We start from the raw sequence: 12,720 nt of genomic DNA, 5'->3' as shown, positions 1-12,720 counted from the left end.
AGGACATGCCTGTGACTATCACAAAAATTCAAAACACGCCGCAGCCCCTGTGGGAGCGGGCTTGCTCGCGAATGCGGTTTAATATTCAACATCAATGTGGGATGACACACCGCTTTCGCGAGCAAGCCCGCTCCCACATGGGGTCTCTGTGTGCTGTGGCATTGGCGGTGAGCCTGGCCGGCTGCGCCGGCCTGCCCGACCAGCGCCTGGCCAACGAAGCGCTCAAACGTGGCGATACCGCCACCGCCGCACAGAACTACCGGCAACTGGCCGACCTGGGCTACAGCGAAGCCCAGGTCGGCCTGGCCGATCTCCAGGTCGACAGCCGTGACCCGGCGCAGATGAAACAGGCCGAGGCGACTTACCGCGCCGCGGCCAGCGTTTCGCCGCGCGCCCAGGCACGCCTCGGTCGTCTGCTGGTGGCCAAGCCCGGCTCCACCGAAGCGGAACAACACGAAGCCGAAACCCTGTTGAAAAAAGCCGCTGCGGCGGGCGAAGGCAATACGCTGATCCCGTTGGCGATGCTGTACCTGCAATACCCGCACAGCTTCCCCAACGTGAATGCCCAGCAGCAGATCAGCCAATGGCGCGCCGAAGGCAAGCCGGAAGCGGGTCTGGCGCAGGTGCTGCTCTATCGCACCCAGGGCACCTACGACCAGCATCTGGATGACGTGGAAAAAATCTGCAAGGCCGCGCTCAACACCAGCGACATCTGCTACGTCGAACTGGCCACGGTCTATCAGAAACAGGCCAAGCCAGAGCAACAGGCCGAGCTGATCAAGCAGATGCAAGCGGCGCACGCACACGGCACCGTTTCCGCGCAGCGCGTCGACAGCGTCGCCCGCGTGCTCGCCGATGCCTCCCTGGGCAAGACCGACGAGAAAACCGCGCAGTCGCTGCTAGAGCCGATCGCACCGGGCTACCCGGCGTCGTGGGTCTCCCTCGCGCAACTGCTCTACGACTTCCCCGAACTGGGCGACGTCGACCAGATGATGAAGTACCTGGACAACGGCCGCGCCGCCGACCAGCCCCGCGCCGAACTGTTGCTGGGCAAGCTCTACTTCGAAGGCAAACTGGTGCCGGCCGACGCCAAGGTCGCCGAAGCGCATTTCCAGAAAGCCGTCGGCCGTGAAGTCGCTGCCGATTACTACCTCGGCCAGATTTATCGCCGTGGCTACCTGGGCAAGGTCTATCCGCAGAAGGCCCTCGACCATCTGTTGACCGCTGCGCGCAACGGCCAGAACAGCGCCGACTTCGCCATCGCCCAACTGTTTTCCCAAGGCAAGGGCACCAAGCCGGATCCGCTGAACGCCTATGTCTTCAGCCAACTGGCCTTGGCCCAGAACACTCCGCAAGCCACCGAGCTTGCGCAAACAATCCAAACGCAACTGCCGCCCGACCGGTTGGCCGAGGCCCAACGCCTGTTGAAACAAGAACAGGCCGTGCGCGGTGCCCTGAGCCCGAACACGCCGGAACTGCATGCCCTGCAAGAAGAAGATGGCGAGGAATCCCAATGAAGTTGAATCCATTCATGAAGGCCGGCATCGGCCTGACATTCGCGCTGATCTGGTCTTGCCCGACGCTGGCTGCGATGACTGAAGAAACCAAGAACTTCGGCCTGGACGTAAAAATCACCGGCCAGTCCGAAGACGACCGTGACCTCGGCACCGCCGACGGCGGCGACGTCAACGGCGTCGGTCTCGACCTGCGTCCGTGGGTCTATGGCGAAAGCGGCGCGTGGAGCGCCTACGCCATGGGTCAGGCAGTGACGTCCACCGACATCATCGAGACCGACACCCTGCAACAATCCGATGGCGCCGAGAACACCGACAATGGTGATCGCGAGACCAAGAAAAACTACCTGGCGATGCGTGAGTTCTGGGTCGGCTACAGCGGCTTCACGCCCTACCCCGGCGAGATCCTGAAGTTCGGTCGCCAGCGCCTGCGCAATGACGACGGCCAATGGCGCGACACCAACATCGAAGCCCTTAACTGGACCTTCGACACCACCCTGCTGCGCGCCAACGTCGGTATCGCCGAACGCTTCAGCGAGTACCGCACCGACCTCAAGGAGCTCGCACCAGAGGACAAGGATCGCCTGCACGCTTACGCCGATGCGGCGTACCAGTGGACACCGGGCAACTGGGTGGGCATCCGCGGTCATCACACCCACGACGACGGCAAACTCGACTACGCACAACCGGGCGTGCCGAGCGATTCGCTGGACAAAAAACAAAACGGCGACATCAGCTGGCTCGGCCTCACCGCCGACAGCGACGCCTACAACTGGCGCAATACCAACACAGTCAACTACTGGGGCAGCATCACCGGCATGAGCGGCGACCGCGACACGGTCAATCCGCTGAACGCCGATGGCACCGCTCCCGCACAAGCCAAGCGCAGCGGCGATGTCGATGGCTGGGCCACCGATCTGGGTGTTCGCCTGCGCCTCGATCCGCAATGGCAAGTCGGTGCGGCCTACGCCCGCGCCAGCGAAGACTATGAACAGAACGGTCTGGAAAGTAACCGCTCGAACTACACCGGTACCCGCTCGCGCGTGCACCGTTTCGGCGAGGCCTTCCGTGGCGAAATGAACAACATGCAGAGCGCCACTCTGTTCGGTTCGTGGATGCTCAACGACGAATACGACGCCAGCCTGATCTACCACAAATTCTGGCGCGTCGACGGCAACAAGCCGGTCGGCAGCAACGGCATCGACGCTGTGCAGAACAATACCGATGACGTGACTGGCGCGATCCTCTCCAGTACGTCCCTGCCACTGAACGATGGCGAGAAAGACCTCGGTCAGGAAATGGACCTGGTGGTGACCAAGTACTTCAAGCAAGGCCTGTTGCCAGCTTCGATGAGTCAGGCGATCGATGAGCCTTCGGCCCTGGTGCGCTTTCGTGGCGGCGTGTTCAAGCCAGGCGATGCGTACGGCAAGGAAGTCGATTCGTACATGCACCGCGCGTTCATCGACGTGATCTGGCGCTTCTGATGCACATTGCGAAGGGAGTCTTCCAGATGAATCATCCAGCCCGAAAAGGCTCGATCAGCCTGCTGGCCGGCGCGATGCTGCTGGCCAGTGCGACTGGCTTCGCCAATGTGGAGCCGGCGAAGCCGGCAACCACGGCCAAGGAACTGCAACAGGCCAAGACCTACACCGTCAGCAGCGCACCGACCGCGCCGCTGGAACTGGCCACGCCGAAACTGCCGGACGTTTCCGGCTACACAGCCGAAGCCATCGCCGCGAAGATCGTGCGCAGCAAACCGGGCAAGATCAGCCTGCGCCGGATGATGCAGGAAGACGCCCTGAAGGACTTCATCGGTGGCGACAACAAGATGGCCGAGTGGGTAGTGCGTCAGCACGGCATCCCCCAGGCGATCTTCGTCGACGACGGCTACATGAACCTCAAGGATCTGGCGAAAAAGGTCCCCAAGCAGTACTTCAGCGAAACCTCGCCGGGTGTGTTCCTGGCGAAGTTGCCGATCGTGGTCGGTCGCCACGGCATCCTGGAAATCGACAAGCAGACCCAGGAACTGCGCCTGTCCCAGGAAGCCGGCTCGTTCCTGGTCAACGACGGCCAGCTGTTCGTGCGTGACACAAAAATCACTGGCTGGCGCGAGAAAGACAACGGCCCGGCGACGTTCAATTCGCCCAAGGAATTCCGTCCGTTCCTGCTGTCCTGGGGCGGCACCGAGACCTACATCGCCAACAGCAAGATCGCCAGTTTCGGCTACGCCAACAGTAAATCCTACGGCGTGAGTATTTCCCAGTACACGCCGAACATGGCCAAGGTGCTCAAGCGCCCTGAGCCGACCGGCTGGATCGTCGGCTCCGAGTTCTCGGACATGTGGTACGGCTTCTACTGCTATGAAACCCGCGACTTCGTGGTCAAGGGCAACACCTACAAAGACAACATCGTCTACGGCATCGACCCCCACGACCGTTCCCACGGTCTGATCATTGCCGACAACACGGTGTACGGGACCAAGAAGAAGCACGGGATCATTATTTCCCGTGAGGTCAACGACAGCTTCATCTTCAACAACCGCAGCTACGACAACAAGTTGTCGGGCCTGGTGATCGACCGTAACAGCGTGAACAACCTGATCGCCCACAACGAGATCTACCAGAACCACACCGACGGCATCACCCTCTACGAGAGTGCCGACAATCTGTTGTGGGGCAATCGCGTGTTGAGCAACAAGCGCCACGGCATCCGCATTCGTAACAGCGTGAACATTCGCCTGTACGAAAACGTCGCCATGGCCAACGGCCTGACCGGCGTCTACGGGCACATCAAGGACCTGAGCAACACCGACCGTGACATCAAGCTCGACCCGTTCGACGCCCAGGTGTCGCTGATCGTGGTCGGCGGTGAGTTGGCGGCCAACGGTAGCGGGCCGCTATCCATCGACTCGCCGCTGAGTGTCGAGTTGTATCGCGTGTCCATGCTCGCCCCGACCAAATCCAGCGGCATCAGCTTTTCGGGGATTCTCGGCGAGCGCCAGGATGAAATTCTCGACCTGCTGGTGCGCCAGCAGAAAGCCGTGCTGATCGACCCCGTCGAACGCCAGACCGAAATGCGGGACTGAGGATAATCTTATGCACCCACACTTGATCAAATTACTCAGCCTGTCGGCCCTGACCGCCGGCATTCTCGCCGCCAGCGGTGGTGCTCGCGCCGATGAGGTCAAAGCGCCTAGCTTCACCGCAGAACCGTGCTGCAGCCTGTGCCCGGCCGCCCACGATGCGAAGAACTACACCACCCGTTATCAGCAGAACTTCACCACGCTGGTACAGGCCCAGGGCGACTGGTTGTTCCGTACGCAAGAAGATTTGCGCACCGAATTCGACACCACGCCCGCCGGCTACAAACGCATGAAACAACTGCACGATGCGTTCAAGAGCAAAGGTGTCGAACTGGTCGTGGTCTATCAGCCGACCCGTGGCCTGGTGAACCGCAACAAGCTCAACCCGGCAGAGAAAGCCAGCTTCGACTTCGACAAGGCGCTGCAGAACTACAAGACCATGCTCGGTCGTTTCGCGCAGATGGGCTATGTCGTTCCGGACCTGTCGCCGCTGACCAACGAGCAACTGCCCGACACCCTGCCCGCCCACGATTTCTACTTCCGTGGCGACCAGCACTGGACCCCATATGGTGCACAGCGCACGGCGAAAATCGTCGCCGAGAAGGTCAAGCAATTGCCTGAGTTCGCCGACATTCCCAAGCGCGAATTCGAGACCCACAAGTCGGGTCGCATGGGCAAGACCGGAACATTGCACAACATGGCCGGTCAACTCTGTGGCACCAGCTACGCGATCCAGTACATGGATCAGTTCACCACCGAGCCGAAGGGCGAAGCGGGCGATGGCGATCTGTTCGGCGATTCCGGCAATCCGGAAATCACCCTGGTCGGTACCTCCCACAGCGGCAAGAACTACAACTTCGCCGGTTTCCTCGAAGAGGCCATCGGCGCCGACATTCTCAACGTGGCGTTCCCCGGCGGCGGCCTGGAAGGTTCGATGCTGCAGTACCTGGGCAGCGACGAGTTCCAGAAGAACCCGCCGAAGATTCTCATCTGGGAATTCTCGCCGCTGTATCGCCTCGACCAGGAAACCATCTACCGCCAGATGATGGCGCTGCTGGACAACGGTTGCGAAGGCAAGGATGCGCAGATGTCCGGCAGCACCACCCTGAAGCCGGGCAAGAATGAACTGATGGTCAACAGCAAAAACCTGAACCTGCAAAACGGCAGTCACCAGGTCGACATCCGCTTCGCCGACACCTCGGTGAAAACCCTGCAAGCCACCCTCTGGTACATGAACGGACGCCACGAGGACATCAAGATCGACAAACCGGAAACCTCCGATACCGACGGGCGTTTCGCCTTCGAGTTGCGCACGGACGAAGACTGGGCCACGCAGAATCTGCTGGCCGTCGAAATCCAGGGGCCTGAAAACGCCACCACGCCACAGAAAGTCGAAGCGAAAATCTGCAAACGCAACGTATTCCCGAGCGCCGAACAGCGTACTGCTTCGGTCGGGCAATGAGGTCTGCTATGCGAAATCCGATACTTTCAAAATTGTTGGCACCCACCCTGTTAAGCCTGGCGATGTTCGCCGGTGCAGCGCAGGCTGCGGCGCCACTGCGCCCGCCGCAGGGATACTTCGCGCCGATTGAAAAAATCAAAACCGGCGACAAGAGCGAAGGCTGCGATGTGATGCCGACGCCGTACACCGGCTCGCTGCAATTTCGCAGCAAATACGAAGGTTCGGACAAGGCCCGCGCGACCCTGAACGAGCAGTCGGAAAAAGCCTTCCGCGAAAGCACCGCCGACATCACCAAAATCGAGCGAGGCATCAGTAAGCGCGTGATGCAGTTCATGCGTGACGGCCGCCCGGAACAACTGGAGTGCACGCTGACCTGGTTGACCGCCTGGGCCAAGGCCGATGCGCTGATGTCCAAGGACTTCAACCACACCGGCAAGTCCATGCGCAAATGGGCGTTGGGCAGCATGGCGTCGTCGTACATTCGCCTGAAATTCTCCGACTCCCGTCCGCTGGCCAACCATCAGCAAGAGTCGCAGCTGATCGAAGCCTGGTTCAGCAAGATGGCCGACCAGGTGGTCAGCGACTGGGACAACCTGCCGCTCGACCAGACCAACAACCACTCGTACTGGGCCGCCTGGTCGGTGATGGCCACGTCCGTCGCCACCAACCGTCGCGACCTGTTCGACTGGGCAGTGAAGGAATACAAGGTCGGCGCCAACCAGGTCGACGCCGACGGCTACCTGCCCAACGAACTCAAGCGTCAGCAACGGGCCCTGGCCTACCACAACTACGCCCTGCCGCCGCTGGCGATGATCGCCAGTTTCGCCCAGGTCAACGGTGTGGACTTGCGCCAGGAAAACAACGGCGCATTGAAACGCTTGGGTGATCGCGTGCTCGCCGGGGTGAAAGACCCGGATGAGTTCGAGGAAAAGAACGGCAAGGAACAGGACATGACCGACTTGAAGGTCGACTCGAAATTCGCCTGGCTCGAACCGTTCTGCTCGCTCTACACCTGCTCGCCCGAGGTGCTGGCGAAGAAGCACAAGATGCAACCGTTCAAGACCTTCCGCCTCGGCGGTGACCTGACCAAGGTCTACGACCCGGCCAATGAAAAGGGCAGCAAGGGTTCCTAGGACAAACTCAGATCCCCTGTGGGAGCGGGCTTGCTCGCGAATGCGGTCTGACATCCACCAAAGATGTCGACTGACGCACCGCTTTCGCGAGCAAGCCCGCTCCCACACTGGGTCAGTGCAAGACGTTAGTTGAGTGTGATGCCCCCCGGATTTCCGTGGGGGGTTTGGGGGGGCCGTTGGCCCTTGACTGTTGGTTCAAACAAGGAGAGATCGGGATGGTTTTTTCGTCCAACGTGTTCCTGTTTTTATTCTTGCCGATCTTCCTCGGCTTGTACTATCTGAGCGGGCAACGCTATCGCAATTTGCTGCTGCTGATTGCCAGTTACGTGTTCTACGCCTGGTGGCGTGTGGACTTCCTCGCGCTGTTCGCCGGCGTTACGCTGTGGAACTACTGGATCGGCCTGAAAGTCGGTGCCGCCGGGGTCAGGACCAAACCGGCGCAGCGCTGGCTGCTGCTCGGCGTGGCTGTCGACCTGTGCATCCTCGGCTACTTCAAGTACGCCAACTTCGGCGTCGACAGCATCAACGCAATGATGACGTCGGTGGGCCTGGAACCCTTCATCCTGACCCACGTGCTGCTGCCGATCGGGATCTCGTTCTACGTCTTCGAGTCCATCAGCTACATCATCGACGTCTACCGTGGCGACACCCCGGCGACCCGCAACCTGATCGACTTCGCAGCGTTCGTGGCGATCTTCCCGCACTTGATCGCAGGCCCCGTGTTGCGTTTCCGTGACCTGGCCGACCAGTTCAACAACCGCACCCACACCCTCGACAAGTTCTCCGAGGGCTGCACGCGGTTCATGCAGGGTTTCATCAAGAAAGTCTTCATCGCCGACACCCTGGCGGTGGTGGCCGACCACTGCTTTGCCCTGCAAAACCCGAGCACGGGCGATGCCTGGCTCGGCGCCCTGGCGTATACCGCGCAGTTGTATTTCGACTTCTCCGGTTACAGCGACATGGCCATCGGCCTGGGCTTGATGATGGGTTTCCGCTTCATGGAAAACTTCAAGCAGCCGTACATCAGCCAATCGATCACCGAGTTCTGGCGGCGCTGGCACATCAGCCTGTCGACCTGGCTGCGTGACTACCTGTACATCACCCTCGGCGGTAACCGCAAAGGCACTCTGATGACCTATCGCAACCTGTTCCTGACCATGCTGCTTGGTGGTCTGTGGCACGGCGCGAACATCACCTACATCGTCTGGGGTGCGTGGCACGGCATGTGGCTGGCGATTGAGAAAGCCATCGGCCTGAACACCTCGCCACGCAGTTTCAACCCGATCCGCTGGGCACTGACCTTCCTGCTGGTGGTGATGGGCTGGGTGATCTTCCGCGCGGAAAACCTGCACGTCGCCGGGCGCATGTACGGCGCGATGTTCAGCTTCGGCGACTGGTCGCTGTCGGAACTCAACCAGGCCAGCCTCACCGGTCTGCAAGTGGCGACCCTGATCGTGGCCTACGTGACCCTGGCGTTCTTCGGCCTGCGCGACTTCTACACCAACCAGCCTCCGGTCAAGACCAAGCCTGCCGTGAGCGTCGACACCGACGGCCCGGCCGCTGCGACACCGGGAACGATCAAGGCCGTGCCTGGGGATAACCCGGCGAGCATCCACCAGCCAGGCTACACCGTCGGCGTCGAAGCCCAAGTGCAACCGGCCTACTGGACCGCTGACTGGTCGCGTTACGTGATGCGTGCGCTGGTGCTGCTGCTGTTCATTGCCTCGATTCTCAAACTCTCGGCGCAGAGCTTCTCGCCGTTCCTTTACTTCCAGTTCTGAGGGATCTGACCATGACCCGCTCATTACGCATCTTCTACATCGCGCTGTTCCTGGTGACCTTGCTGGTGCTCGGTCTGTGGTCGGTGCGCAGCTTCTTCGGCTTCAGCACCAACGCCGATGCGACTGTGCTCAACGGCCGCTGGAGCAAAGCCGTGGAAACGCACTACGACGACGAGTTCCCGATCAAACGCCTGGGCACCAACCTCTGGGCCGCGCTGGATTTCAAACTGTTCAACGAAGGTCGTCCGGGCGTGGTGCTCGGTCGCGACCAGTGGTTGTACAGCGATGAAGAATTCCACCCGGTAGTCAACGAAGAGCTGAACCTGCAAGGCAACTACGCGCTGGTCGAAGGCGTACGCCAGACCTTGAAGGAAAAAGGCGTGCAACTGGTGATGGCGGTGGTGCCGGCCAAGGTGCGCCTGTACCCGGAACACCTCGGTGAAGTGAAACCGGCGAGCATCCACGCCAACCTCTACAAGGACTTCCACCAGCGCCTGGCCGCCGACCGTATTCCGGCCCCTGACCTGCTCGGCCCGCTGCAACAGGCCAAGCAGAATGGCCAGCAAGTGTTCCTGCGCACCGACACCCACTGGACGCCGCAAGGTGCCGAGATCGCCGCCAACCGTCTGGCCAGGACCATTGCCGACAAGTACCCGCTAAGCGGCGAGCCCCAGCGTTTCGTCACTGAACCTGCGGAAACCATTACGCACAAGGGCGACCTGCGTCTGTTCCTGCCACTGGACCCGCTGTTCGAAAACCTGATGCCTAAACAGGAGCAATTGCAGAAGCGCAATACGGTCGTGGCTGAAGATCAATCCGCCGGTGACGACGCACTGTTCGCCAACACCGAAGTGCCGGTGGCCCTGATCGGCACCAGCTACAGCGCCAACCCCAACTGGAACTTCGTCGGGGCGCTCAAGCAAGCGCTGAACAGCGACGTGGTCAATTACGCCGAAGACGGCCACGGCCCGATTCTGCCGATGCTCAGCTACCTCAAGAGCGACGCCTTCAAGAACAGCCCGCCACAGGTGCTGATCTGGGAGTTCCCTGAACGATATCTGCCCGTGAACAACGAAATCGGCGACGCCGACCCGCAGTGGGTCGCAGAGCTTAAACAAGCCGGCGCCCGCCAACAAAACGTAGCTGCAAACACTAAATCCGAGACGCCCGACCGGGCGCAAAACTGAAAGAGAGGTACACCATGACTTTCACTACAACTCCTCGTCGTCTCGCTAAAAGCTTTGCCCTGGTTGCCGGCCTCAGCGTGCTGTCGGTACAGGCTTTCGCCGCAGGCGACGCCGCCCTGTACGGCCCGACCGCACCGAAAGGCTCGACCTTCGTGCGTATCTACAACGCCGGCAACGCCGAAGTCAGCGCCACCGTCGGCAGCACCAACCTGAGCGACGTCGCGCCACTGTCCAGCACTGACTTCAGCTTCATGCCGGGCGGCGACTACAGCGCCAAGGTTGGCAGCCAGACCCTGCCGGTGAAACTGGCCGGCGACCACTATTACACCCTGGTCAACAACGCCAGCGGCGCCCCGCAACTGATCGAAGAGCCGCCGTTCAAGAACAAACAGAAGTCCTTGGTACGCGTGCAAAACCTCAGCGACAAGGCGCTGACCTTGAAGACCGCCGACGGTAAGACCGACGTGGTCCCGAACGTTGCGCCCAAGGGCCGCGGCGAGCGTGAAATCAACCCGGTCAAGGTCAGCCTGGCCTTGTACGACGGCACCACCAAAGTCGGCGACGTAAAACCGGTCGCCCTGGAACGCGGTGAAGCCGCAGTGCTGTACGTCACTGGCAGCGGCAGCAGCCTGTCGCCGGTCTGGGTGAAACGCCCGGTGTCGACGCGCTAATGAATTTGCCGGATTGACCCCAATCCCCTTGTGGGAGCGGGCTTGCTCGCGAATACGGATTCACATTCAACGATGATGTTGACTGACCCACCGCTTTCGCGAGCAAGCCCGCTCCCACAGTAGATCGAGTAGTCAATCCGGACACGGAACAAAAACAAGAGTGAAACGACAGAACGCAGTAGCTCTAACCAATCGATTTTCAAGGAGTAAAAACATGATTCCGGTGATCTTGTCAGGTGGTAGTGGCTCACGTCTTTGGCCGCTTTCCCGTAAGCAATTCCCCAAGCAGTTCCTGGCCCTGACCGGCGAACACACCCTGTTCCAGCAAACCCTGGAACGCCTGGTGTTCGAAGGCATGGATTCGCCAATCGTGGTCTGCAACAAGGACCACCGCTTCATCGTCAACGAGCAGTTGGCCGCGCGCAAGCTGGAAACCCAGCGCATCCTGATGGAACCGTTCGGTCGCAACACCGCGCCGGCCGTGGCCCTGACCGCGTTGATGCTGGTCAATGAAGGTCGCGACGAGCTGATGCTGGTGCTGCCGGCGGACCACGTGCTGGAAGACCAGAAAGCCCTGCAACGCGCCCTGGCCCTGGCCACCGTCGCCGCAGAAAACGGTGAAATGGTGCTGTTCGGCGTGCCGGCCACCAAGCCGGAAACCGGTTATGGCTACATCAAATCGACCAACGACTCGCTGCTGCCTGAAGGCGTCAGCCGCGTCTCGCACTTCGTCGAAAAGCCCGACGTGAAACGCGCCACCGAGTTCGTCCAGTCCGGTGGTTACTTCTGGAACAGCGGCATGTTCCTGTTCCGCGCCAGCCGCTTCCTTGAAGAGCTGAAGAAGCACGATCCGGACATCTACGACACCTGCGTGCTGACCCTGGAGCGCAGCCACCAGGATGCCGACACCATCACCTTCGACGAAGCCACCTTCGCGTGCTGCCCGGACAATTCCATCGACTACTCGGTGATGGAAAAAACCCAACGCGCCTGCGTCGTGCCGCTGACCGCGGGCTGGAGCGATGTCGGCTGCTGGTCGTCGCTGTGGGAAGTCAATGCAAAAGACGCCAACGGCAACGTCACCAAAGGCGACGTGGTGATCCAGGACAGCCGCAACTGCATGATCCACGGCAACGGCAAGCTCGTGTCGGTGATCGGCCTGGAAAACATCGTCGTGGTCGAAACCAAGGACGCCATGATGATCGCCCACAAGGACAAGGTCCAAGGCGTGAAGCAGATGGTCAACACCCTCAACGAACAGGGCCGCAGCGAAACCCAGAACCACTGCGAGGTCTACCGTCCGTGGGGCTCCTACGACTCGGTGGACATGGGCGGCCGCTTCCAGGTCAAGCACATCTCGGTCAAACCGGGGGCTTGCCTGTCCCTGCAGATGCACCACCACCGCGCCGAGCACTGGATCGTGGTCAGCGGCACCGCCGAGGTGACCTGTGACGAGAACGTGTTCCTGCTGACCGAGAACCAGTCGACCTACATTCCGATCGCTTCGGTTCACCGTTTGCGCAACCCGGGCAAGATTCCGTTGGAGATCATCGAAGTTCAATCGGGCAGCTACCTGGGCGAAGACGATATCGAGCGGTTTGAAGATATCTACGGGCGCTCGACGCCGGTTGAGCGTGGCGTGTCGGTGAAAACCATCGCGCAGTAACGTTCAGTAAAACAAGAAGCCCCCGTCCAGCCTGCTGCGTTCCCTATCCGCAGCAGGCTGGGCGGGGGCTTTTTTTGTCTGGTTTTTTGCAGTGCCTCGACTGGCCTCTTCGCGAGCAGGCTCGCTCCCACAGGGTGTTGGGTTGATCACATATTTTGTGCTCGGCTCGGTACACTGTGGGAGCGAGCCTGCTCGCGATGGGGCCAGTCAGCACACCACCGAAT

Annotated in this window: 9 protein-coding genes; all 9 read left to right on the top strand. The window is 60.7% G+C overall.

The window, feature by feature from the left end; all coding sequences use genetic code 11:
* The first annotated feature begins 5 nt into the window (after positions 1-5).
* The 9 genes from algK (at position 6) to KGA98_RS07185 (ending at position 12,496) form a co-directional block, all read left to right on the top strand.
* Complete coding sequence (gene algK / locus KGA98_RS07225) at positions 6-1,517, top strand: alginate biosynthesis TPR repeat lipoprotein AlgK (protein WP_411736658.1); 1,512 nt, start codon at positions 6-8, stop codon at positions 1,515-1,517.
* Positions 1,514-2,998, top strand: coding sequence for an alginate export family protein (locus tag KGA98_RS07220; protein ID WP_150814297.1), 1,485 nt, complete (start codon positions 1,514-1,516; stop codon positions 2,996-2,998). The genes algK and KGA98_RS07220 overlap by 4 nt, the downstream gene beginning before the upstream one ends.
* 26 nt (positions 2,999-3,024) lie before the next feature.
* Positions 3,025-4,599, top strand: coding sequence for a mannuronan 5-epimerase AlgG (algG, locus tag KGA98_RS07215; protein WP_223501929.1), 1,575 nt, complete (start codon positions 3,025-3,027; stop codon positions 4,597-4,599).
* Positions 4,600-4,609: 10 nt separating this feature from the next.
* Positions 4,610-6,058 carry an alginate O-acetyltransferase gene (locus KGA98_RS07210; protein WP_223501928.1) on the top strand — a complete coding sequence of 483 codons (1,449 nt, stop codon included), beginning with the start codon at positions 4,610-4,612 and terminating at the stop codon, positions 6,056-6,058.
* Positions 6,059-6,066: 8 nt separating this feature from the next.
* Positions 6,067-7,191 carry a mannuronate-specific alginate lyase gene (locus KGA98_RS07205; protein ID WP_223501927.1) on the top strand — a complete coding sequence of 375 codons (1,125 nt, stop codon included), beginning with the start codon at positions 6,067-6,069 and terminating at the stop codon, positions 7,189-7,191.
* Positions 7,192-7,406: 215 nt separating this feature from the next.
* The gene (locus tag KGA98_RS07200) at positions 7,407-8,972 is read left to right on the top strand and encodes an MBOAT family O-acyltransferase (RefSeq protein WP_057713381.1); all 1,566 of its coding nucleotides are present in this window, start codon (positions 7,407-7,409) and stop codon (positions 8,970-8,972) included.
* 11 nt (positions 8,973-8,983) lie between these two features.
* Positions 8,984-10,159, top strand: a complete 1,176-nt coding sequence (locus KGA98_RS07195) for an alginate O-acetyltransferase (protein WP_057713380.1) — start codon at positions 8,984-8,986, stop codon at positions 10,157-10,159.
* Between the two features lie 14 nt (positions 10,160-10,173).
* Positions 10,174-10,830: an alginate O-acetyltransferase AlgF gene (locus KGA98_RS07190; RefSeq protein ID WP_057713379.1), complete on the top strand. Its 657-nt coding sequence runs from the start codon at positions 10,174-10,176 to the stop codon at positions 10,828-10,830.
* 214 nt (positions 10,831-11,044) lie between these two features.
* A complete protein-coding gene (locus tag KGA98_RS07185) occupies positions 11,045-12,496 on the top strand; it encodes a mannose-1-phosphate guanylyltransferase/mannose-6-phosphate isomerase (RefSeq protein ID WP_090457590.1) in 1,452 nt (483 codons plus the stop codon).
* Positions 12,497-12,720: the final 224 nt, after the last annotated feature.

Origin of the sequence: Pseudomonas sp. BF-R-24 (genome assembly GCF_019947335.1) — a bacterium.
Classification (GTDB): domain Bacteria; phylum Pseudomonadota; class Gammaproteobacteria; order Pseudomonadales; family Pseudomonadaceae; genus Aquipseudomonas; species Aquipseudomonas jessenii.
The sequence above is the reverse complement of the archived record's forward strand: the minus strand, read 5'-3'. Positions and strand labels throughout refer to the sequence as shown.

Excerpts from the sequence above, each read along its gene's own strand:
- KGA98_RS07190 (WP_057713379.1), top strand. The coding sequence starts at position 10,174 with ATGACTTTCACTACAACTCCTCGTCGTCTCGCTAAAAGCTTTGCCCTG.
- KGA98_RS07200 (WP_057713381.1), top strand. The coding sequence starts at position 7,407 with ATGGTTTTTTCGTCCAACGTGTTCCTGTTTTTATTCTTGCCGATCTTC.
- KGA98_RS07210 (WP_223501928.1), top strand. The coding sequence starts at position 4,610 with ATGCACCCACACTTGATCAAATTACTCAGCCTGTCGGCCCTGACCGCC.
- KGA98_RS07185 (WP_090457590.1), top strand. The coding sequence starts at position 11,045 with ATGATTCCGGTGATCTTGTCAGGTGGTAGTGGCTCACGTCTTTGGCCG.
- KGA98_RS07205 (WP_223501927.1), top strand. The coding sequence starts at position 6,067 with ATGCGAAATCCGATACTTTCAAAATTGTTGGCACCCACCCTGTTAAGC.
- KGA98_RS07195 (WP_057713380.1), top strand. The coding sequence starts at position 8,984 with ATGACCCGCTCATTACGCATCTTCTACATCGCGCTGTTCCTGGTGACC.
- algG (WP_223501929.1), top strand. The coding sequence starts at position 3,025 with ATGAATCATCCAGCCCGAAAAGGCTCGATCAGCCTGCTGGCCGGCGCG.
- KGA98_RS07220 (WP_150814297.1), top strand. The coding sequence starts at position 1,514 with ATGAAGTTGAATCCATTCATGAAGGCCGGCATCGGCCTGACATTCGCG.
- algK (WP_411736658.1), top strand. The coding sequence starts at position 6 with ATGCCTGTGACTATCACAAAAATTCAAAACACGCCGCAGCCCCTGTGG.